The sequence below is a fragment of the Saliphagus sp. GCM10025317 genome, from assembly GCF_042663665.1.
In the GTDB taxonomy this organism is placed as follows: Archaea; Halobacteriota; Halobacteria; order Halobacteriales; family Natrialbaceae; genus Natronosalvus.
Genome location: NZ_JBHTAQ010000007.1, coordinates 404,189 through 426,048, shown reverse-complemented (window position 1 = coordinate 426,048; position 21,860 = coordinate 404,189). Strand labels below are relative to the sequence as shown.

The window sequence follows — 21,860 nt, the reverse complement described above, 5'->3', positions numbered from 1 at the left end:
CGTTACAACGATGGATCCAGCACTCAAACCCCTCGAGGAACAGGTGATCGTCATTACCGGCGCGTCGTCGGGGATCGGCTTGACGACCGCGCGAATGGCCGCGGACCGCGGCGCACGGCTCGTACTGGCCGCTCGAAGCGAGGACGCGCTGGCGGACCTGGTCGAAGAGATCAGAAACGACGGCGGCGAGGCGGAGTACGTCGTCGCCGACGTGCGAAACCGGGACGACGTCCGCGAGATTTCGGAAGTGGCCTGCGACGCCTACGGTGGCTTCGACACCTGGATCAACGGCGCCGGAATCTCCATCTACGGGAAACTCGAGGAGGTTCCGGTCGAGGACATGCGCGCACAGTTCGATACGAACGTCTGGGGCCTCCTCTACGGCTCGCTCGAGGCGGCGGACCACCTGAGAGACCGCGGCGGGGCGATCGTCAACGTCGGGAGTGTCGTCTCCGAGCGCGCCATGATACTCCAGGGAAGCTACTCGGCGTCCAAGCACGCCGTCAAGGGCTTCACCGACGCGCTGCGGATGGAGCTGAGCGAGGACGACGCGCCGGTCTCGGTGACGCTCGTCAAACCGAGCGCGATCGATACGCCGTATCCGGAGCACGCGAAAAACTACATGGACGACGCGGCGACGCTCCCGCCGCCGATCTACGCGCCGGAGACGGCGGCACGGGCGATCCTCCACGCCGCGGAGAACCCCCAGCGGGAGGTGACGGTCGGCGCCGGGGGGAAGCAGCTGGCCGTTCTCGGCCAGTTCGCCCCGGGGCTCATGGATACGCTGATGGAAACGGTGTTCTCGAAGCAGGAGCGCAAGGACGAACCGCCACGGCCGCGAGAACACCACGGTCTCGACAGCCCCTCGGGCGACCTCGAGGAGCGAGGCGACTACGACGGCCACGTCGCGGAGACGAGCCGGTATACCCAGCTCTTCCAGCGACGGCGGACGTCCGGGGCGGCGGTCGCCGCGATCGGGTTCGCGGTTGCATCGTATCTCGGATACAGGGTGATCCGGAACGCGAACCCAAGTAGTGAGAACGATCACCGGATACCGAAACGACCCGTTCGACTGGCGTCTGTGCTCGCTCGAGGGCGTTCGTAGCTTCCAGCCTGTAGCTTCCGACCCGTGTCTCTCGAGACGACCCACTCTCGACTCGAGCCGATCGGATACAAATGCGTTTACCCGTGATACTAGAAAAGGTTGGAAAGCGCGTTTCGGATTAGATGACGCGGTTCTGCAGGTAGTCGAGGTGCTTGGCGTTGTAGACGATCTTGACCTCCTCGGACTCGGCAGTACCGATGCAGGTCAGACGGACGTTCTTGTCCTCGACTTCCTCGTCGCTGAGAATCTGCTGCATGTCCATCTGGATTTCGCCCTCCTTGATGATGGCCGCACAGTTTGCACAGGCGCCGGCACGGCACGAGAAGGGCCAGTCGTAGCCCTGGGCCTCGGCGGACTCGAGGATGTACTCGCCCTCGTTGACCTCGAGGGTGCCGTAGTCCTCGGCGTCGAAGTCGGCGTCGGCGGCTTTTTCGAAGACGTCGTCGTCGTCGACACTCCATCCCTGGTCGTCCAGTACTTCGTAGTTGAGGTATTCTACCGTGGGCATCAGGTGGCGCTTCGAGGCCCGTACTGGTATAGCTTGCTGTTCATTTGCAACGGTTTATCAGTTCGGACAGTCTCCGGTTGTGAGGAGTATGGGTTCAAAACCCGAACAGCGGGACGAATCGGAAGGTGAGAAACGCCGCGACCGTCGAGATGAGCGGAACGACGTTTTGCATCAGGATGACTCGAGCGGTCGTCGACGGGTCGAACAGGTCGGCCGCTTTCGGGATGTCTTCGGCGCTCTCCTCGCCGATCTCGGGCGGTCGTTCGCCCTCTTCGTCGGCCGTGAGCGCGCCGATCGAGACGGCCGTTTCCTCGCCACGGGCGGCGTCCGAAAGCGTCGTCGTCCGGGTTGCACGCCCCCAGCCCAGCCCGACGATGCACATGGTCGCGACGACGACGAAGCTGGCGGGGATCCCGATGAGCGAGAGGAAGATGACGATCGCCGAGGCCACGACCGCGACGACGATCGCCGCCGTCAGCGGCAGGTTCGTGATGTCGTTGCCGAGCGTATCGAGGGTTCGACGGGCGATGGTGAACGCCCCGACGGCGACGGCGATCGAACCGATGACGATGAGCGGGCCCAGGTCGAGGCCGCCGGCGCCGTAGATCGGGGCGATGGCGTTGGCGATGTTGCTCGTTCCCGAACTGAAGGCCATCAGACAGCCGATCACGACGACGACTATCGCACCGGTTCGCTGTCGACGGCCCGAACCGGTGCGGTAGGCGACCCGCGGGACCAGCCCGGAGCGGTCGAGCGAGAGCATCGGCTCGCCGCTGCGTTTGGACTCGATGGCGACCCAGGCGTTGATCTGCGGGTAGAAGTACCGGCCGATGACGCCCGACACCCAGAAGCCGATGACGGGCGCGACGACCCACCAGATGGCGATCTCGAGGACGACGGCGACGTTCAATTCGCCGGTCGCAAAGCCGAGCGCAGCGATGGCGCCGACGGCGGTCATCGAGGTCGACGCGGGGACGCCCGCGTAGTTCCCGATGAAGAGCGCGCCGCCGATGAAAAAGAGGACGGCGACGTTGGCCTCGAGCGTGAAGATGTCGCTGTCGGTAATGAGGTCGTTGCCGAGCGTGTCGACGACGGCAGGGCCGATGGTCCAGGCGCCGACGAAGAAAAAGATAGACATCAGTCCCGCGGCGGCGACTTTCGTGATGACGTTCGCGCCGACGGCGGGACCGAACGCGGGCCCCGTGGTCGCGCCGCCGATGTTGTAGCCGACGAAAATCGCGACGAGAACACCTGCGTATAACAGTATCTCCGACACGGACGAACGTATGGGGCAGGGGCCTAAAAACACGCCTATTTGGGTCGGTCGGACGGTCAGACGCTTCAGAGCGCGACGATTCAGGGAGTCGTCACGAGCGTCAACAGGAGTAGTAAAACGACGACCGGGGACCGCACCGTAACCGAAAACCGGGGGCTTTACTCGCGTCGCCCTCTGCGTACTCCGCATGAGCCAGCAGTTCGCGAACTTTGAGGTGATTCCGGCGGTCGACGTCCAGGACGGCGAGGTCGTCCAGCTCGTCCAGGGCGAGCGCGGCACCGAGAAACGCTACGGGGACCCCGTGGCGGCCGCGAAGCGGTGGATTGACGCCGGCGCGCGCAGTCTCCACCTGGTCGACCTCGACGGCGCGTTCGAGGGCGAGCGAGCGAACGCTGACGCCATCGACGCCGTCCTCGAGGCCGTCGACGTGCCGACCTAGCTCGGCGGCGGCATTCGAACCGCCAGCGACGCGTTCGACCTCCTCGAGCGCGGCCTCGACCGGGTCATCCTGGGGACGGCGGCCGTCGAGAATCCCGACATCGTAGCCGAGATCAGCGCCGAGTACCCGGACTCCGTCGTCGTCAGCCTCGACGCGAAAGGTGGCGAGGTCGTCGTCGAGGGCTGGACCGAAGGCGCCGGCATCACGCCCGTCGACGCCGCGAAGCGGTACGACGACCTCGGCGCCGCGGCGATCCTCTTCACGAACGTCGACGTCGAGGGGCAACTCGAGGGCGTCCGGACCGAACCGGTCCGCGACCTCGTCGACGCAACCGACATCCCGATCGTCGCCAGCGGCGGGGTGGCGTCGCTCGAGGACGTCGTGGCGCTTCGCGAGGCCGGGGCCGCGGCGGTCGTCGTCGGGAGCGCGCTCTACGAGGGGGCGCTCACGCTCGAGGCGGCCCAGCGAGTGGCTGACGGCGGGTAATCCGGCGAGCGGCGAAACGGTCGTTCACCGACGACGTGCGAAAAGTGGAGTGGAGCGCGGTACGTGGGTCGAGAAGGAAGACAGAGTTGGAGGAGTGGAGGGTCGAAGTTGGAGGAGTGGAGGGCCCCAGCAGTGTCGACCGTCAGTGCTGATTGTAGCCGTGACCGGCGTACAGAGCGAAGACGTTGACGACCAGCAGCGTCACGAACGTCAGGGCGATCGTCGGATCGTTCAGGCCGTTCGCGAGGAGGGGCAGGTACGCGAACGGCAGCGCGATGGCGATCCAGAAACTCAGGAACTGTGCTGAGGGCCTGACGACGCCGAGCGTCTGGCGAAGTCGGGAACTGTACTGGCTAACCGCTTCGGGGGAGGGCGTGAGCGATTCAGTCGAGGGCGGGGACGGATTTGGCATGGTCATCGAACACCTCTGGGTAGCAGAGACATTCACTGCACCCATCATATAGGGGGACGAACATTGAGGTCGTTTCGGTCCGTTTCACCGATTATCGACTGGGGTATCAGGTGCCTGAAACGCGTTTAGAACGCTCCTAAAATTTTAAAACTCCATTAGAGGCGGTAATTTCTGTCGTCGAATCTCGCCACAAACAGGACTAAACTCGAGCCGATCTGACACCGCCTCGAGCGCAATCGCCTTGTATCGGCCGCCGCATACCTCGAGCATGAGTCAGCGAACGGCGACCGTTTCCCGCGAAACGGGCGAGACGACTATCGAGTGCACCCTCGCCGTCGACGGGTCGGGAACCGCCGAGATCGACACCGGGATCGGCTTCTTCGATCACATGTGTACCGCCTTCGCCGAGCACGGCCTGTTCGACCTCGAACTCGACTGCGACGGCGACCTCCACGTCGACGACCACCACACCGTCGAGGACGTCGCCATCGTCATCGGAACCGCATTCGACGAGGCGCTCGAGGATTGCGCGGGAATCGTCCGGTACGCCGACCGGCGCGTCCCGCTCGACGAGGCGGTCGCGGACGCAGTCGTCGACGTGAGCGGGCGCTCCCGGTTTTACTTCGACGGCACGTTCTCACAGGATCGGGTAGGGGAGTTCACGAGCGACATGGCGCGTCACTTCGCCGAGTCGCTGGCGATGCACGCCGGGCTCACCCTCCACTTGGCCGTCGACGGCGAGAACGCCCACCACGAAGTCGAGGCATTGTTCAAGGCCCTCGCGCGAACGCTCGACGACGCGACGCGACTCGACGAGCGGCGCGAGGGGACGCCGAGCACCAAAGGAACGCTTTAGCGATGGCGATAACGATGACGACGGCGCCCGCTACGGCCGTCGCAACTGGTCGCCGTCCTCGACGAGTTTCCCCTCCGCGAGCGCGTGGTCGATGATCGCGTCGACCTCGTGGTTCTCGAGGTCGTAGGCGCCGGCGGCGAGCCCCTCGAGGTCGGCGCGGTCCATCGGGAGTTCGCGGTTGCGGAGGAGTCGAAGGACCTTGCCGTAGGCGGCCGGCGGCTGTGAGTCGTTGTTCGATGCGGGTTCAGTATCTTTATCGTCGGGTTCAGCACTGTCTCCGGCTGACTCTCGTTCGGCGTCGACGTTCGGTTCTGTCGTGACGCCCTGTCCGCTCGCTCGAGCGGCGGCCTCGACGCCGTCGCTTCGGCTCCCGTCGGCGGTACGGGTTTCGTCGTTTCCGCCGATCGATACGGCGACGTCATTGGTTTCGGGAGGCGTGTCGTCGCGCGAGGAACGTCCGTTTCCGTCGTGCCCGCTCTCGCTCCCGTCCTCAAGTCGGTCGAGTAACGGCTCGAGGAGCGTCTCCAGGCGGTCGTGGCAGGCGTCACAGAGAACCGCGCGACGTTGTTCGCGCTCGCTCGGCTCGAGCGCCGCCGGGACGATCTCGAAGGTGCCGGCAGCCGGTTCGCCACAGAAGTCACAGCTCTGGATTGCGCGCATGAACGTTCGTCCGAACCGGACGACCAAAAACGTGAGTCAGACGCGATTGGGTCGAGTCTCGACGAATCGAGCAAACGTGGTCTCGCCACGGAGCGTCGCCCTCGTGTCTCACTGGCCGACAGCGAGCGATAGAATCATGTTCCTTGAGACCATATAACATAGAGCCTGTCCTGGGTAGGGGTACCTGCGACGGGCCACAAATCCAGTACGATGGCGGCGTCACACGCGTCGCCCATCCCCCCGTATTCTACGACACGTCGACCGTGGTCACTCGAGGGCCAGCACTGACGAGACCGCCCGTTCGACCGCCTCGAGGTCGGCCTCCGGGGCGTAGACACCGAGCCGCCACTGGGCGCGCTGGGCGGCCTGTAACCCCTGGACGAGCGGCGACTGTTCGTGAAGCCTGCGGACGGAGCCGCCGACGACGACGCGCGTCTCGGTCTCGGGCATGCTCGGCCGACCTGGACAGTCGACGACGACCGACCGCGAATCGACGTCTGCCCGGTCGGCGACGTCGTCTTCGAGTTCTCGAACCTCGTCGTGGTCGGCCTCGAGCAGCCACTCCGGCACCGCCTCGAGTTCGGCCCAGGCCGCTCGCTTGTAGAGGCGCCGTTCCGCGAGTCGAGCCGCGAAATCGGTCGTGGGCTGGCACTCCCGGAGCGCCGACAGGAGGTCCGCATCGGTCATCCGGGCGAATCGCTCGGCCGTCAGGTCGGTCTCCTCGAGCAGGGTCTCGGAGGCACGCTCGAGCATCGACCCGGCGATGCGGGAGACGTGGTGGCGGTAGACGGTCGCGTTCATCAGCGCGCGGGCGACCAGCAAACTCTCGGCGGTGGCGACGTTGCCCTCTTCCAGGACGAGCGCGTCGTCGACGAACCGGAGGACCCGAACGAGCCGCCCCGGATCGACCGTACCGTAGGGGACGCCCGTGTGGTGGGCGTCGCGCACGAGGTAGTCCATCCGGTCGACGTCGAGGTCGCCCGAGACGAGTTGGCCGAGTTTGCCCTCGCCGGCGATCAGGTCCGCGACCACCTCCGGGGCGAGACCGTGGGACTCGAGGACGGCCGCCAGTTCCGAGTCCTCGAATAGGTGGTGAACGTCGTCGTGGTGGCGGCCGAGGCGACGCTCGATGATCCGCTCGGTCTGGTGGCCGTAGGGACCGTGGCCGACGTCGTGGAGCAGCGCCGCCGCGCGGACGGCCTCCGCGCGGGCCCCCTCGACGCCGAGGTGGGTGAGCGCCTGGCGCGCGAGGTGGTAGACCCCGAGACTGTGTTCGAATCGGGTATGGCTGGCCGAGGGGTAGACCAGTCGGACGGTCGAGAGCTGTTTGACGTACCGGAGTCGCTGCATCGCCGCCGTGTCCAGGAGATCCTGTACGACGCCGTCGACCTCGACGTAGTCGTGGACGGCGTCTTTGATCGCGTTCATGGGCGTACTCGCGGCGGGAGTGTCAAAACGAAATCGGAACCGTCGCGACCGGGTTTTCGTTCTCGTTCTCGTTCACGGTCTCGGTTTCGTTCTCGTTCACGGTCTCGGTTTCGTTCTCGAGTCGACGTGCACGAACCGAAACGCCCCTGTGTTCCCGCCCCCTCGAATACCGCATGCCGACCGTACGGAACCGCGGTGCGTCGCTGTTCTACAGCGCCGAGGGCGGCGACGAGGGGCCAGCGGTGGTCTTCGTCAACGAGGCCGGCCTCGGCGGCTGGCTCTGGGGCTGGCAACACGCCTCCCTGGCAGGCCCCTTCGAGACTGTCGTCTGGGACCTCCGGGGCACCGGTCGCTCCGAGGGGACGACCGGGCCGTACGACCTCGAGACGCTCGCGAGCGATTTCGAAGCCATCTGCCGCGAGCTCGGGAGCCGGAGCGTCCACGTCGTCGGCCTGGGACTCGGCGGCGCCATCGCCCTCGAGGCCACTCGCTCGAGCGGGCGCGTCGAGACGCTAACGCTCCTGGGAACCGCCGCACACGGGTCGGCGTTCGACCTCGAGGCGCTGTTCGACCCGCTGGAAGACGGCGGCGAAGAAACGAGTGGTGACGCGACGACCGCCCAAGACGACCGACGCAACGCGATTCGATCCACCCTCGAGTCCGCCCTCTCCGGGAACTTTCGAGACCGCCAGCCGGACGTCGTCGACGGCATCGTGGACTGGCGTCTCGAGGGCGACGCCGAGCCCGCCGGGCGACGTGCGCAACTTGCCGCTCTCGCCGAGTTCGACGCCCAGAAGTGGCTCGTGGAGGTGACCCAGCCGACGTTAGTCCTCCACGGCACGGCCGACGCGCTCGTCCCACCCGACACCGGGCGAGACCTCGCCGACGGGCTTCCGAGGGGGACGTTCGTTCCGCTCGAGGGCGCTGGCCACCTCGCGAACGTCGAACGCTCGCGGACGGTGAACGATCACTTGTTCGGGTTCCTCGAGGACCACACCGATGGCCTTGAGCAGTGAGTGCCTCGAGCGAGGATTGCTTAGAGCGAGGGGCTTGAACAGCGCCTCGAGCGGTGAGCGCCCTAGCGGTGTCAGTCGCAGACGAGGGCGCTGACACCAAAAATCGGCTGGGGAACTGACGGTATCCGGTGAATTCATGCTCGCTCGCTCCGGAGTAGAATCTGCACGGGGACGGGCGGGATCAGTCTGTCGAATCGTTCGTCAACGTTCCACCCACACCACCTATCAACCACCACATCCCCCGTGTTTTTCTCGGGAGCGACTTCCGTGAGCGAGCGGGCAGAAGGCCTTACTATCCGGAGGACATCTACAGACCTATGACACAGGTGCGTCTCGCGCTGCTCAACGCCGCCTACGAGGGTGAGAGCACGCGACGAAACTTTCGACGCGAACTCGACGCCTCGCTCGCCGAGTTCGACATCACCGACGGTGAACTCCCCGAAACGTACGACTACGACGGCGTCGTCGTCACGGGCTCGAGAGCTTCGGTCTACTGGGACGAAGACTGGATCGCGCCGGTAAAGGAGTGGGTTGCCGAAGCCATCGACCGTGACGTCCCGTTTCTGGGCATCTGCTGGGGCCACCAACTCCTGGCTGACGTCCTCGGCGGGTCCGTCGACGACATGGGCGAGTACGAAGTCGGTTACAGTCATATCGAGCACACCGGCGACTCGCCCCTGTTCGACGGAATCGACCGCGAGTTCGTCGCCTACACGAGCCACTCCGACGCCGTCCTCGAGTTACCCCCTGATGCCGAGCCCTTGGCCGAAAACGAGTACTCGAACCACGGCTATCGCCTCGGGAGCGTCTTCGGCGTCCAGTTCCACCCCGAGTTCGACCAGCCGACGATGCGAAAGCTGCTCGAGAACAAGGACCTCGAGCCCGAAATCCGCGAGCGTCTACTCGCCGAGGTCACCGACGAGAATCACGCGAAGACGCGTCCGGCGAGTCTCGTCTTCGAGAACTTCGTCGATTTCGTGCGCGAAGTTCGTGAGCGAGCGGCCGCGGACGACGGGGCTCGAAACGTCTCGGCGTGATCACTCGAGGCCCGCTGCCTCGCGCTGACCGATCGCCTCTACGAGCAGTTCCGCGACGTCGACGATCTCGATGTCCGCTTCGAACCCGCCGGTCTTGCGCCCGTCCTCGTACATCGTCATGCACATCGGGCAGGCGACGACGAATTTCTCGACGCCAGCTCCGGCGTCGGTGTCCTCGACCGCCTCTCGAAGCCGTTCCTCGCTCGGTTTCGGCTCCTCGTCGAAGTCCATCCAGAGGCCGCCGCCACCGCCGCCACAACAGAACGAGTCGGCGCGATTGCGCGGCATCTCTTGGAGATTACAGCCGGTCGCCCGGATGAGTTCGCGCGGGGCCTCGTACTCGTCGTTGTACCGCCCGAGGTGACAGGGGTCGTGGTAGGTGACGGTGTAGTCGAGTTCGGTGCCCGAGAGCGCCAGTTTGCCGTCCCGGACCAGCTCCTCGACGGCTTGCGTCCAGTGGAGTACCTCGATTTCCCCGTGCTGATTCCAGTACTCGTCGTACTCGAACGGCATCATCGGATCGTCCGCGAACTCCGCGAAGTCGACCTCAGGGTACTCGTTCTCGAACGTGTTGTAGCTGTGCGGGTCGGTGCAGATCAGCTTCTCGAAGTCACAGGCCTCGAACGACTCGACGTGGTGGCCCGCCAGCTCGAGATAGAGGAACTCTTCGCCGATGCGGCGGATGTCGTTGCCGTCGTACTTCTCGTCCTCGAAGAGGATGCCGAAGCTGACGTCGGCGGCCTCGAGGATGGTCGCCAGCGAGCGGGCGACCCGCTTGTTGCGCTCGTCGTAGCTCGGGTAGTCGCCGACGTACCAGAGGTACTCGACTTCCTCTTCGCGAGCGTCCGCGAGGTCGAACTCGAGTTCGTCGGCCCAGTCGGCGCGATTCCGGGGCGAGTCGCCGAAGGTGTTGCCGTTCTGCATGACGTTCTGGAAGACGTCCTGCATGTTCGAATCGACGTCACCCTGGTCGACCAGCTGGCGGTTGAGTCGCGTAAAGGACTGGAGGTGCTCGATCTCGACGGGACAGGCGTCCATGCAGGCCATACAGGCCATGCACGATTCCATCGTCTCCGCGTCGATGACCGAGGTACCCCCGTCGGCGATGATCGGTCGTTCCTCGCCACCGGCGTCGAGGCTCTCGCGGTAGGACTTCAGGTCGAGGATGACGTTTCGCGGGTCGAGCGGACGGTCGGACGCCTTCGCGGGGCAGACCGCCGAGCAGCGCCCACATTTGGTACAGGCGTCCTGGTCGAGGATCTCCTTCCAGGTGAAGTCGTCGATAGACTCGGCGTTCGTCGCGTCCAGGTCGGCGGGGACGCCGGGCAGGCGCTTGCCGGCCTTCTCGTCGCGCGTGACGACGTTGGCGAACGACGAGAGCATGTGGAACGGTTTCGCGTAGGGGATCCACGCGATGAAGAAGAACGCGAGCAGCGAGTGCGACCACCAGGCCCACCAGTGCATCGAGGTCGCGAGCGACTCGCTCATGCCCATCGACTCGAGCGCCCCGAGGCCCATCGCCAGGCCGTAGCCGACGAAGCTCACCACCTCAAACTCGGGCATGCCGGTCGCGTAGATCCGAATCCCCTCGAGAACGAACCCGCCGAGGCCCAGGAGAAAGAGAATCCAGACGAACGCGGTGTCCTCGAGGGAAGTGTGTCGACCCCACAGGCGCTCGTTTTGCACCCAGTACCGGCGGTACATCGCCATCCCGAGGCCGACGACGAACAGCAGGCCCATCGCGTCGACCATGAACTGGTAGGCCAGGTAGAAGTCGCCGTGCCAGAAGGAGGCGTCGAGCACGAGGCCGTAGGCGTACTCGTCGAAGGCGAGAATCGAGGTCGCGATGAACAGCGAGAGAAAGCCCCAGAAGATGAAGGCGTGCATCAGTCCGCCGTAGAGGTCGCGATTGAACTGCTTTTCGTTCGTCAGGACGATTTTCGCCGCGGCCACGACTCGACTCGCGAGGTCGTCGACGCGAGGGAAGGGGTCGTCGTCTCCCTCGGCGTAGCGGGCGAACCGCGCGTAGACGCCGAACAGGAAGACGAGGATGGCGACGGCGGCGAGGAAGTAAAACAGCACCTTCTCCACGGAGGAGACACCGTAGTACGTTTCCCTGGTCACCTCCGTCTGTGCGACAACGTTCATGTACTATGACGCGGAGAGAACGTACTTAACTCTTGTCACACCGTCCACGGGGTGTCCCGGAGCCGTCGTCCGAGAATCGATACGCCGTTGAGAGTTTATTGAGAACGGTTCGCTCACCCGTCGGCCAACGCTATACGGCAACAGGCTTAAATATCCACCCGTCTCCAGTGTGCATCCATGAACGAGAAAACCGAAGAACTCCGAGACATCTTCACCAGCGTTACCGACGGCGAAGAGACCGTCACCGAATCCCAGGAAGACACCCGTGGATCGCTCGAGAAGGACGAGCGAACCGTCGAAGAGCGCCTCGAAAACGTGATCGCACAGATGCGCGAACGCTACGGCTTCGAGACGCCGTTATCGGAGGCGGAGCTACAGACCGTCGCGAGACGCTACTACGAACGCGACGGTGACGACGAGATCGCCGCCGACCTCGAGGTCAACCCACAGGACGTCTTCGAGGCCCGATGTGCGCTTCACCTCGTGGACGAAGGCGATGCCGACGAAATCGACCTGGTAGCGATTCGCGAACGGGACGAATCCGACGCGACCCTCGCCGAAGAGTACGACGTCGACCCGGAGACGATCCGGCGCTACCGTCTGGTTGCGGCCGCGAAAGCGGAATCGCGAGCGGCGAACGACCGCTATCGTGACGAGTTCGATAGCCTGCTGGCCGACTCGGAACTCGCCTCCAAGATGGCGAGCGACGTCCGGGAGGATGGCCTCGAGGACGCGACCGAGGGCATGGAAACGGACGTCTCCTTCTGATCGGCCACTTCGTACCGCTGTTCCCTTCTGATTGACCACTCCGCACGACTGTTTCTTCTGACCGCGCCACGTCCGTGCAGTCCGATTCGTCCCCACCGAGCCGACAGTTTATATAGTAACACGCGGCCAGACCGCCCATGTCACACGTCGCGTTCAGCGACCTCCGGACGGCCACCTACTGTCCGCGAAAGCTCTACTACGCCCGACGCGCCGACGACCGCGAGCCGCCACCCGGAGTCGCCGCCGTCCGCGACCTCGCGACCCGGTACGAATCCCTCCTCACGGCGACCGACGAGGCACTCGCCGACGAGCCGATCGAACTCGAGCCATCCGTCTATCGCGCCAGACTCTGTCGAACCCGTGATCGATTGACGAACGCCGCCGAGGAGACGCGGTTCCAGCCGCCGCCGAATCGCGACCGCCACGTGACGACAGTGAACGGGAATCGGTGGAAGGCAACCTGTGACCCTTCTACCGTGGACGCGCTCGTCACCGGTCGGGAGTGCCGCGGTATCGTGCACAAGGTGTTGACCGACCCGCTCGAACCGGCGCTCGTATCCGCCGGCAAACCGCCCGACCAGGGCGTCTGGAAACCCCAGCGCGTCCACGCCGTCGCCGCAGCGAAGGCACTCGCCTGGGAACACCAGCGGCCAGTCGGCGGCGCCTGGCTCGAGTATCCGGCCTACGGAGAGATTCGATACGTTCCGATGACGACGCGCCGAAAGGCCGAGTATCGACGGGCGCTCCGAACCGTTCGCGAACTCGAGGAGCCACCGCCGCGGCTCAGCAATCGCGAGAAGTGCACCGCCTGCGAGTACGCCGACACCTGCGGCGTCCGGACGCGGAGCCTCCGGTCGTTGCTTGGGTTCGGGTGACGCGATCCGGCGGTGAGAACGTGGGCGTCGTCAGTGGGCGGCGAGCCACGCCTTGATCTCGTCGGCGAGTGCGCCACGCCGGTGGATTGTCCCCGTGGCGACGTCGACGACGGTGCTCTCGGTGCCGGCCGTCTCGCCGGCCTCGAGGACGACGGCGACGGCCTCTCGCACCTCGGGATCGAGGTTGGCGAGACGTCGAACGCTCCCGCGGCCGCTGACGTTGGCACTCGTCGCCGTGATCGGCGTTTCGGCGCGTTCACAGAGGCGGAGTGCGAGGTCGTGATCCGGAACCCGAACGCCCACGCGCTCGTCGCCGGCGGTGAGCACGTCGGGGACGGTCTCGCGGCGACGACAGAGCACCGTCACCGGACCGGGGAGAAACCGGGCCATGAACTGGCGTTCGCGATCGTTCGCCCGGACGTGCTCGAGAGCCGCCTGAACCGACGGAACGGCGAGCGAGATCGGCTTCGATCGATCCCGGTGTTTGACCTCGAAGACGCGCTCGACGGCCGCGGGGTCGAGGGCGTTCGCTGCGAGGCCGTACACCGTCTCGGTCGGGTAGACGATGAGGCTCCCGTTCCGAATGGCCGTTGCCGCTCGCTCGAGGTCGGACATGTGCGTGTGCGAGCGTCGGGTCGTCAGGAGCAAAAACGTACCGTCCCACGGCCGTCGGCTCGGTTCACTCACCGATCGTCGAGCGTGGCGACGTCACTCGAGGTCCCGTTCTGCAGGTTCGAGGTCCTCGGTCGCCGGTCCCTCGAGCAGAGTCCCGTCCGGTGAAAAGCGTGACCCGTGGCAGGGACAGTCCCACGTGCACTCGGCGTCGTTCCAGTCGACGACGCAGTAGGTGTGGGTGCAGACGGCCGACACCGCGTGGAGGTCGCCCTCGTCGTCGCGCGCGGCCGCGATTGGTTTCGGTCCCCGCCGCAGGACCCGGCCTTCCCCCGATTCGATCGACGCGACCGCCGGCGAGAGGAGCGTCCGCGCCCAGTCGGTGACGAACTGGCTCGCGGCGTCGGCGTTCTCGGTGAGCGTCTTCGGGAGCGAGGGCTTCGGCGTGAATCGGAGTGGGTCGAACGTCTCGAGGGCCTGTGCTGTTGGTTCCTCATCGGCGATGGTCTCGGCCAGCAACCGACCGGCGGCGGTGCCGTTGGTCATCCCCCAGCCCCCGAACCCGGTCGCGACGAGGACGTGTTTCGCCCCCGGACCCGCGGGGCCGACGAACGGCACGGAATCGACCGAGACGTAGTCCTGCGTCGACCAGCGGTACTCGATCGACGCCACGGGAAAGTGCTCGCGCGTCCAGCGCGCCAGTCGGCGGTACCGGTCGGCGGTCGACCCGCCCTGTCCGGTCTTGTGGTTCTCGCCGCCGACTAACAACAGCGTCTCGTCATCGTCGCGGTACGTTCGGACGGACCGGTACGGGTCGCCGTCCCGGTAGTACATCCCCTCGGGTGGTTCGTCCTCGAGCCGAACGCCCAGGACGTACGACCGTTTCGGGTACAGTCGGGTGAAGAAGCCGACCCGATCGAGGAGGGGGAAGCCGGTGGCGAGGACGACTCGGTTTGCTCGCACAGTTCCCCCGTCGGTCTCGACGCGTGGCTGGTTCCCCGGTGTGACGTCGGTCACGCGCGTTCGTTCGTGGATGCGGACCCCGTCCTTTCCCTCGAGCGCGCTGGCGAGGCCGAGCAGGTACTTCCGCGGGTGAAACCAGGCCTGGTCGTCGAACTTGACGGCCGCGGCGGCGCGTTCGAACGGCGGCACCGATTTGACGAAGGATGCGGGGAGGCCCACTTGCCGAGCGGCGTCGGCCTCTCGTCGGAACTCGTCGGGGTCGTCGCCGTAGCAATAGGACGGCTGGCGCTCGAACCCACAGTCGATTTCGAGGTCGTCGACTCGCGACTCGACAGTGTCGATGGCCGCCTCGTTGACCCGGGCGTACGTCCGCGCCGTCTCCCGGCCGAACTCCTGGCGCAGGTGGTCGTAGCACAGGCCGTGCTGGCTCGTGACCTTCGCCGTCGACTTGCCCGTCACGCCGGACGCGATCCGGTCGCGCTCGAGGACGATCACCGACAGCCCGCGCTCCCGGAGTTCGTACGCCGTCGAGAGGCCGGTGATTCCGGCACCGACGATACAGACGTCGGCCGTCGCGTTACCCTCGAGCGACGGGTAGGTCGCATCGGGGGTCGTCGCGAGCCACGGGGAGGTCGGTTCGCCGGGGAGCGTCTCGTCATCGTGGAAGGGTGGGGGCTCGACCATCGTCTCGCCTCGATACTCGTCGTCGAGGGAGAAAAAACGGGTGTGCGCCCCGATGGGACGACCTGGTTGGGTACGATTACTCGAGCAATTCCGGCAACTCGTCGATCGACTCGAGGACCGCGGCGGCCCCCTCGGCGTCGTACTTCCGGCGGCCCTCCTCACCGGTCAGTCCGCCGGTGAGAACGCCGACGCCATGGTAATCGCGGTCGGGGTCGGCCTCGTCGGCGTTCGTCGCAGTTCGGACGTCGTCGAGCGTATCGCCCACGAAGACGACCTCGCTGGCGTCGAAGCGCTTGGCGAGCGTCGTCAGGGCTCGTGGGTGCGGTTTGCCCTCCTTCCAGTCGTCCATCGTGAAGCGGTGTTCGGCCGGAATGCCGAGCCCCGCGCGCTCGAGCGCGATCTCGGCTTCGGCGGCCGGCCTGCCGGTGACGATTCCCACGTCGTAGCGCCCGGTGAGGTGCTCGCGGGTCTCATCGGCGAGCAACAGGGGCTCGTCGTGGATGAACCCCCGAGCCTCGAGGTCTGTATCCGGTTCACCGCCCTCGAGGCCGCGGTAGAGGTCACTTCCCAGGTAGAGCTGTTGAAAGACGTCCCGGAGCCGTTCGCGATCCCACCGCTGCTTGATTCGTTCGGTCGCTCGAGCGCCGCACTCCTCGCGAACGACGGATTCGGCGGCCTCGAGACCGCCGCCCGCGTCGGCGATGGCGTCGGTGAAGTCCTCGATCGACCGCTGGAAACCCTCGCCGTTGGCCAATAGGTAGAGCGCCGCAGCGTCGGTGAGTTCCCAGTCGTTGTTGAAGCCGCCCGCGTCCTTGAACAGCTGAATGTCGTCTTTCTCGATGGTCCGGCCGTAGACGTGATCGATGGACTCGACGATGGCCCGCCGGTAGGAGTCAGCGACGTCGACGATCACTCCGTCGATGTCGAGGACGACGGCGTCTGCGTGCATGGCTGACGTCTGGTGGGCCTTCCGTATGGACGTATCGACTTTCACATTTCGATCGATTGCTCGAGCCTTCACTCATCGACGAAACGCCAACAAGGTTGAGATTCTCCTCGGAGACGTCCCCGGATAGTACTCACTACCTAAGGTTTTAGTCAGAAGAAAAATCAGTTAGAATCACTAATGAGTCGCGTTACGCTTGCGGTCTTTCTTCTCGCCGTCCTGATCGTCACGTCGGGTTGCATAGACCGCACTGCCGGAAATCCTGGGCCTCCTGATACAGACGCAGTCATCGATAACGTGGAGAATGCTGACTCCGCCACGACTACAGAGACAGTCACCGTCACGCGGTTCGAAGAGGGGAGTGGGAGTGAATACGAATGGGGACACACGAGAACTGCCAACGTCGTGTACGACCTCGAAAACGAGGAACTGCTCGCAGTCGTTGAAAGGGATTGGTGGGATTGGAACAGCGACGAATTGAGCGAGGGAGAAGTGTGGTACAAAGATGGGCACGGCTACACGGTATACAAAGAGAACCGATCCGCGGAAGAGCAAGTGTACGTGAAAGAACTCCCGTGGGAGAATGTATCTGCGGAGTACATCGACTCAACAGCCTTACTTAGCGTAATTGACGACACTGATCCCGAGCAGGACGGAGACACGTACATTTACACAGCGAATCCTGATGACCAGGAGACCCGAGACGAGATTCTCGATACGCTCGGCGGTGCTGCCGAGTTCGACCTGAACAAGAACCAGCACGAAATCGGTGAAATCGAGTCACTCTCCGCTGAAATTGGGATCACCGACGGGTACATCACGCATGCCACGGTTGAACTGAACGCAACGACCAAGTCGTTCGGCACCACTAACATCACTGTTCACGTAGAGTACGAGGAGTACAACGAACCGGTTCAGGTTGAGGTACCCGAAACGATTCTCAACGAAGCCGAGTGACCGATGGTAATTTCCCGCCGAGATGCAGCCACAAGACGCGATTCGCGTTCTCGCTGTACGCGCCCGGACTCCAGTGCGTTCTCCCCTTTCAGTGACTCGTACCGGTCATCGCCGGTCTCTTCACGGCTTTTGACCGTATTATCGTCTTTGCTCTCTCCCCCTTCCTCGTCGTGAATTATCTCCATACCTTCGAGAGTACCCACCGGATTGCTCTCCGAATCGTCGTCAACCATCGTACCAGTCGCTCGAGCATCGAGCACGGACGCATTCGCCGTCGTCTCCTATCGCCAAGAGACGACAGTTTAAACCCGGGCACGGCCCAACGAACGGCAATGAACGTCGAGGACCTCGCGGGACTGCCCCCCGGCGCCCGCGAGCACTTCCGTGAGGAGGGGATCGAGGAGCTGTACCCGCCCCAGGCTGAGGCCGTCGAGGCGGGCATCCTCGAGGGCGATAGCCTCGTCGCCGCGGTGCCGACCGCGAGCGGGAAGACGATGATCGCCGCCCTCTCGATGCTGTCGGCTATCGAACGCGGCGGGAAGGCGCTGTACATCGTCCCGCTCCGGGCGCTCGCAAGCGAGAAGAAGGCCGAGTTCGACGCGTTCGAACGGTTCGGCGTGACGACGGGCGTCACCACGGGCAACTACGAGTCGACGAGCGACTGGCTCGCCACGAAGGACCTGATCGTCGCCACGAGCGAGAAGGTCGACTCGCTCGTGCGCAACGGCGCCGACTGGCTCTCGGAACTGACCTGCGTCGTGAGCGACGAGGTCCACCTGATCGACGACCGCAACCGGGGACCGACGCTCGAGGTGACGCTGGCCAAACTGCGGCAACTCAACCCTACTCTCCAGGTCGTCGCACTCTCAGCGACGGTCGGCAACGCCGACGAGATCGCGGGCTGGCTCGACGCCGAGCTGGTCGACAGCGACTGGCGGCCAATCGACCTCCAGACGGGGGTTCATTACGGCAACGCGCTCCACTTCGACGACGGAACGACCCGCGAGGTACCCGTCGAGGGCTCGGAGAAGCAAGAGGAAGCCCTCGTCAGGGACATTCTCGAGGAGGGCGGTTCCTCGCTCGTGTTCGTCAACTCGCGACGGAATGCGGAGGCGGCAGCCCGCCGGTTAGCGCGGACCAGCGGTCCCCAACTCACGACCGACGAGCGAGGACGACTCGTCGACCTGGCGACCGAAATTCGGGACGTGAGCGACACCGAGACGAGCGACGACCTGGCGACCTGCGTCGAGCAGGGCTCGGCATTTCACCACGCCGGCCTGGCGAGCGAGCACCGGACGCTGGTCGAGGGCGCCTTTCGCGACCGCCTGCTGAAAGTGATTTCGGCGACCCCGACTCTCGCCGCCGGCGTCAACACGCCCGCTCGCCGCGTCGTCGTTCGCGACTGGCGGCGCTTCGACGCCACCGCCGGTGGAATGGCGCCCCTGAACGTTCTCGAAGTCCACCAGATGATGGGGCGAGCGGGCCGTCCGGGACTGGACCCCTACGGCGAAGCCGTCCTGCTCGCGAAGAACCACGACGAGATGGACGACCTCTTCGAGCGCTACGTCTGGGCCGAGCCCGAGGACGTTCGCTCGAAGCTCGCCGCCGAACCCGCCCTCCGAACGCACGTGCTGGCCACGGTCGCGTCCGGGTTCGCCACTACGCGCGGGGGGCTACTCTCGTTTCTCTCGGATACGCTCTACGCCAGCCAGTCGGGCGAGGCCGGCCGCCTCGAGACCGTCACCGACGACGTATTGGGCTACCTCGAGCGGAACGACTTCATCGAACGAGAGGGCGGGATCGGGAGCGGGAACGAGAGCGAAACAGAACCCGTCGACGAGGGCGCGTTCGTCTCCGCGGCCGACCTCGCCGAGTCGGACTCGAGCGACGAGGCGGTCACGCTCCGGGCGACGAGCCTCGGCCACACCGTCTCGCGGCTCTACCTCGACCCGATGAGCGCCGCCGAAATCGTCCACGGGCTCGAATCCGCCGACGAACGACCGACGCCCCTCGGCCTGTACCAGCTGATCGCCCGCACGCCGGACATGTACGAACTCTACCTCCGGTCGGGCGAGGACGAGCAATTCGGCGAGTTGTTCTACGAACGCGAGGCCGAGTTGCTCGGCGACGCCCCGAGCGAGTACGAGGACGCCCGCTTCGAGGACTGGCTCGCCGCCCTCAAGACCGGAAAGCTGCTCGAGGACTGGGCCGAGGAGGACGACGAGGATCGGCTCACGGATCGCTACAAGATCGGGCCAGGCGACCTTCGCGGGAAGGTCGACACGGCCGAGTGGCTCCTGGGCGCGGCCGAATCGCTGGCCGGCGAAATCGGCAGCGAGTGGACGGTCGCAGTGCGGGAGGCCCGCGCCCGCGTCGAACACGGCGTCCGCGAGGACCTGCTCGAACTGGTCGGGATCCGCGGCGTCGGTCGCAAGCGCGCCCGGCAGCTGTACGCCGCGGGGCTCGAGACGCCCGCGGATCTCCGGGCGGCGGACAAGGGCATCGTGCTCGGCGCACTTAGAGGGGAGAAGACCGCCGAAACAGTCCTCGAGAACGCCGGTCGCGAGGATCCATCGATGGACGGCGTCGAGCCGCGAGCGCCGGACGGGTCGCCCCGAAGTGGCGGCAGTGGTGGTGGCGCCAGCGAGAGTGAGGGCGTCGAATCCGCCGGCGCCAATGCAGAAGACGATGACGACGAAACGCAGGCATCGCTGGGTGATTTCTGATGGAGCTCCTCGAGGGCCGACTCCGCGTGGACGACCTCGACTCGTTCATCGCGGACCTCGGCGAAATCGGCGAGACACACGACGTGACGATCCAGGCGTTCGACGCCCGGTACGTCGCGGGTCGACGCCACCTCGAGCAAGCCGTCGCCCTCGCGGATCGGGCCACCGAGCGCGGCGAGAACGTCGCCCGTGACCGGGCCGTCGAAATTCTGTGCTACGCCGCCGGACGTCGCCAGATCGACCGCGCCCTCGAGATGGGCGTCGACGAAGGGGGCTCCGACGTGGTCGTGCTGGTCGACGGAGAAGGCGACGAACTCGCGGCCCGGACCGACCTCGAGGATAGATTTGGTCTCGAGTCCGTGTCGGCGCTCGAAACGGTAGAAGGAGGCGTGGGCGCAGACGCGGATGGAGATGTAGACGTAGATGCAGACACAGACGTGAACGTGGACCCGAACCTGAACACCCTGCGTTCGTTCTTCGAAATCAGCTACGCCGAGCGAGCGGCGACGGCGGCGAGCCTCGAGGACCTCGTCTGCGAGCGGGTGGCGTTGCTCGAGGTCGAGAAGTAGTTCGGACGACGGCGGACAGCGAACCAGACGACGGCGTCAAGTGGGTCAGACGACGGCATAAAGCACCGCACCAGCGAGCGCACCCGTGACCGTCGCGAGGAAGTTCACGCTCTGGTTGCCGAGAACGTCGCCCTCGAGGGTCGCCCCCAGAATGCTGTCGGCGGTCATCCCCAGGAAGCCGGCGACGCCGATGACGAGCGCCCCCGTGAGCCCGACGCCGGGATACGCCACGTAGCTCACGCCCGCAACCGCGGCCGAACCGACGACGCCAGCGAGTTCGCCCTGCCAGGTGACGCCGCCGTCGGTTCCCGGTTCGACGCGCTCGAACGTCGTGATCAGTCGCGGGGAATCGAAGACGCACCCAATTTCGCTCGAGAGCGTGTCGCTGAGCGCGGTCGCGATCGATCCGGCGAACGCGAACAGAAAGAGGTCGGGGTCGACGGCGAGCAGGCCGGCCTCGCTGGCGGCGAAGCCGACGACGGCGACCAGCGCGGCCGCGGTGTTGCCGATCACGTTCGAACTCCCGCGTGCGCCGTCGTTTTCCTCGGCGACGCCACGGTTGGTCTTTTGCTCGTACCGAAACCGCGTCGAGAGGCTTCCCACGCCGAAGAACGTAATGAGGACGGCGAACCAGCCGTAGTCGCCGAGGACGATGGTCAAGAGCGCGAGCAAGATACCGGTGAGCATTCCGGCGATAGAGGCCGCACCTAGCGCGTAGGAGACGTATCCGATTGCCATCGTAATCGCGATGGCGACGAATATCCCCGCAACGCCGACGCTCGGCTCGAGTTCGTACAGGAGCCACAGCGAGAGGCCGACGGTGAGCAGGACGATCGGGTCGTCGTAGCTGATCAGGACGTCGCGGAGCAACGCCGCGAGGAACGTGCCGCTCACGGCCAGAAACACGACCACCGGGAACGCGCTCTCGAGCGGGGCATCGATGGCCAGCCGAGCGCCGAGCTGTCCGGCGATGGCGGCGACCGAACCGACAGCTCCGAACGCGATCGTCTGGAGGATGTCGGCGTCGGTTCGCGTTCGGACGAACGTCTCCGCCAGGCTGCCGTATCCCACGAGGAAGACGACGCCGACGAAAATCGAGAGCGGGAGCGACCAGTTGACGGCGAGCAGACCGAGCGTCGTCGCGGCGAGAACGAACGTGAGGAGCCCGAACAGGCGTCCCTCGGCGTAGTCGTCCGGAAACGCGAAGAGATCGAAGACGGGGCCGTCGGTGACGGCGACGGCCACCAGCGCGAGGACGAGGGCGATCGGGGCCGACAGCTCCGGGCCGAGAATCGGAACGGCCAGCGAGAGCGTACAGAGTGCGGCGAAGGCTCCTGCCCGTCGAACCGGTGTCGTCACGGTGTCGATTCCTTTCTGTGGGGGGTACTT

The 21,860-nt window shown here is 65.4% G+C and carries 20 protein-coding genes and 1 pseudogene; 10 read left to right on the top strand and 11 right to left on the bottom strand.

The window, feature by feature from the left end; genetic code table 11:
* Positions 1-10: 10 nt before the first annotated feature.
* Entirely contained in the window at positions 11-1,105 is a 1,095-nt protein-coding gene (locus ACFQS4_RS16645) for an SDR family oxidoreductase (RefSeq protein ID WP_500194551.1), read from the top strand.
* Positions 1,106-1,223: 118 nt separating this feature from the next.
* On the opposite strand, the gene fer is transcribed toward ACFQS4_RS16645, so the two are convergent.
* Together fer and ACFQS4_RS16635 are read right to left on the bottom strand one after the other, a co-directional pair.
* Positions 1,224-1,613 carry a ferredoxin Fer gene (gene fer / locus ACFQS4_RS16640; RefSeq protein WP_312910167.1) on the bottom strand — a complete coding sequence of 130 codons (390 nt, stop codon included), beginning with the start codon at positions 1,611-1,613 and terminating at the stop codon, positions 1,224-1,226.
* 94 nt (positions 1,614-1,707) lie between these two features.
* The gene (locus tag ACFQS4_RS16635; protein WP_500194549.1) at positions 1,708-2,889 is read right to left on the bottom strand and encodes an inorganic phosphate transporter; all 1,182 of its coding nucleotides are present in this window, start codon (positions 2,887-2,889) and stop codon (positions 1,708-1,710) included.
* A 187-nt stretch (positions 2,890-3,076) separates the two neighbouring features.
* Here ACFQS4_RS16635 and hisA point away from each other — a divergent pair.
* Positions 3,077-3,814, top strand: a pseudogene (gene hisA, locus ACFQS4_RS16630) (1-(5-phosphoribosyl)-5-[(5-phosphoribosylamino)methylideneamino]imidazole-4-carboxamide isomerase).
* A gap of 142 nt (positions 3,815-3,956) precedes the next feature.
* On the opposite strand, the gene ACFQS4_RS16625 reads toward hisA, so the two are convergent.
* Positions 3,957-4,226, bottom strand: coding sequence for a DUF8028 family protein (locus ACFQS4_RS16625; protein ID WP_253430712.1), 270 nt, complete (start codon positions 4,224-4,226; stop codon positions 3,957-3,959).
* A gap of 268 nt (positions 4,227-4,494) precedes the next feature.
* On the opposite strand from ACFQS4_RS16625, the gene hisB reads away from it, so the two are divergent.
* A complete protein-coding gene (gene hisB / locus ACFQS4_RS16620) occupies positions 4,495-5,082 on the top strand; it encodes an imidazoleglycerol-phosphate dehydratase HisB (protein WP_500194545.1) in 588 nt (195 codons plus the stop codon).
* Between the two features lie 30 nt (positions 5,083-5,112).
* On the opposite strand, the gene ACFQS4_RS16615 is transcribed toward hisB, so the two are convergent.
* Both ACFQS4_RS16615 and ACFQS4_RS16610 read right to left on the bottom strand, forming a co-directional pair.
* A complete protein-coding gene (locus ACFQS4_RS16615; RefSeq protein WP_500194543.1) occupies positions 5,113-5,742 on the bottom strand; it encodes a DUF8528 domain-containing protein in 630 nt (209 codons plus the stop codon).
* Positions 5,743-6,009: 267 nt separating this feature from the next.
* Complete coding sequence (locus tag ACFQS4_RS16610; protein WP_500194541.1) at positions 6,010-7,170, bottom strand: HD domain-containing protein; 1,161 nt, start codon at positions 7,168-7,170, stop codon at positions 6,010-6,012.
* 173 nt (positions 7,171-7,343) lie between these two features.
* On the opposite strand from ACFQS4_RS16610, the gene ACFQS4_RS16605 reads away from it, so the two are divergent.
* Positions 7,344-8,186: an alpha/beta fold hydrolase gene (locus tag ACFQS4_RS16605; RefSeq protein WP_500194538.1), complete on the top strand. Its 843-nt coding sequence runs from the start codon at positions 7,344-7,346 to the stop codon at positions 8,184-8,186.
* A gap of 317 nt (positions 8,187-8,503) precedes the next feature.
* Positions 8,504-9,223 (top strand): type 1 glutamine amidotransferase, encoded by a 720-nt coding sequence (locus ACFQS4_RS16600; protein WP_500194536.1) that lies wholly within the window; start codon positions 8,504-8,506, stop codon positions 9,221-9,223.
* Here ACFQS4_RS16600 and ACFQS4_RS16595 read toward each other — a convergent pair whose 3' ends face one another.
* A complete protein-coding gene (locus tag ACFQS4_RS16595; protein WP_500194534.1) occupies positions 9,224-11,371 on the bottom strand; it encodes a heterodisulfide reductase-related iron-sulfur binding cluster in 2,148 nt (715 codons plus the stop codon).
* 177 nt (positions 11,372-11,548) lie between these two features.
* Between ACFQS4_RS16595 and ACFQS4_RS16590 the strand changes: the two genes are divergently transcribed.
* The gene (locus tag ACFQS4_RS16590) at positions 11,549-12,139 is read left to right on the top strand and encodes a conditioned medium-induced protein 4 (protein ID WP_500194532.1); all 591 of its coding nucleotides are present in this window, start codon (positions 11,549-11,551) and stop codon (positions 12,137-12,139) included.
* 137 nt (positions 12,140-12,276) lie between these two features.
* Positions 12,277-13,014, top strand: coding sequence for a CRISPR-associated protein Cas4 (locus tag ACFQS4_RS16585; RefSeq protein WP_500194530.1), 738 nt, complete (start codon positions 12,277-12,279; stop codon positions 13,012-13,014).
* 30 nt (positions 13,015-13,044) lie between these two features.
* Here the strand turns inward: ACFQS4_RS16585 and ACFQS4_RS16580 are convergent, their stop codons facing one another.
* The 3 genes from ACFQS4_RS16580 to ACFQS4_RS16570 all read right to left on the bottom strand — a co-directional run bounded on the left by ACFQS4_RS16580 (position 13,045) and on the right by ACFQS4_RS16570 (position 16,222).
* Positions 13,045-13,629, bottom strand: coding sequence for an L-threonylcarbamoyladenylate synthase (locus tag ACFQS4_RS16580; protein WP_500194527.1), 585 nt, complete (start codon positions 13,627-13,629; stop codon positions 13,045-13,047).
* 93 nt (positions 13,630-13,722) lie between these two features.
* Positions 13,723-15,273 carry an FAD-dependent oxidoreductase gene (locus tag ACFQS4_RS16575; protein WP_500194525.1) on the bottom strand — a complete coding sequence of 517 codons (1,551 nt, stop codon included), beginning with the start codon at positions 15,271-15,273 and terminating at the stop codon, positions 13,723-13,725.
* Positions 15,274-15,349: 76 nt separating this feature from the next.
* Positions 15,350-16,222 (bottom strand): TIGR01548 family HAD-type hydrolase, encoded by an 873-nt coding sequence (locus ACFQS4_RS16570; protein WP_500194523.1) that lies wholly within the window; start codon positions 16,220-16,222, stop codon positions 15,350-15,352.
* A 177-nt stretch (positions 16,223-16,399) separates the two neighbouring features.
* Between ACFQS4_RS16570 and ACFQS4_RS16565 the strand changes: the two genes are divergently transcribed.
* The gene (locus tag ACFQS4_RS16565; RefSeq protein WP_500194520.1) at positions 16,400-17,176 is read left to right on the top strand and encodes a hypothetical protein; all 777 of its coding nucleotides are present in this window, start codon (positions 16,400-16,402) and stop codon (positions 17,174-17,176) included.
* Here the strand turns inward: ACFQS4_RS16565 and ACFQS4_RS16560 are convergent.
* Positions 17,134-17,409: a hypothetical protein gene (locus tag ACFQS4_RS16560; protein ID WP_500194518.1), complete on the bottom strand. Its 276-nt coding sequence runs from the start codon at positions 17,407-17,409 to the stop codon at positions 17,134-17,136. The two genes, ACFQS4_RS16565 and ACFQS4_RS16560, sit on opposite strands and share 43 nt — an antisense overlap.
* Positions 17,410-17,508: 99 nt before the next feature.
* Here ACFQS4_RS16560 and ACFQS4_RS16555 point away from each other — a divergent pair, with 99 nt between their 5' ends.
* A complete protein-coding gene (locus tag ACFQS4_RS16555) occupies positions 17,509-19,902 on the top strand; it encodes an ATP-dependent DNA helicase (protein ID WP_500194516.1) in 2,394 nt (797 codons plus the stop codon).
* Positions 19,902-20,471, top strand: coding sequence for a KEOPS complex subunit Cgi121 (gene cgi121, locus ACFQS4_RS16550; protein WP_500194513.1), 570 nt, complete (start codon positions 19,902-19,904; stop codon positions 20,469-20,471). Before ACFQS4_RS16555 ends, cgi121 begins: the two co-directional genes overlap by 1 nt.
* A 45-nt stretch (positions 20,472-20,516) precedes the next feature.
* On the opposite strand, the gene ACFQS4_RS16545 is transcribed toward cgi121, so the two are convergent.
* Entirely contained in the window at positions 20,517-21,830 is a 1,314-nt protein-coding gene (locus ACFQS4_RS16545) for a DUF92 domain-containing protein (RefSeq protein ID WP_500194511.1), read from the bottom strand.
* Positions 21,831-21,860: the final 30 nt, after the last annotated feature.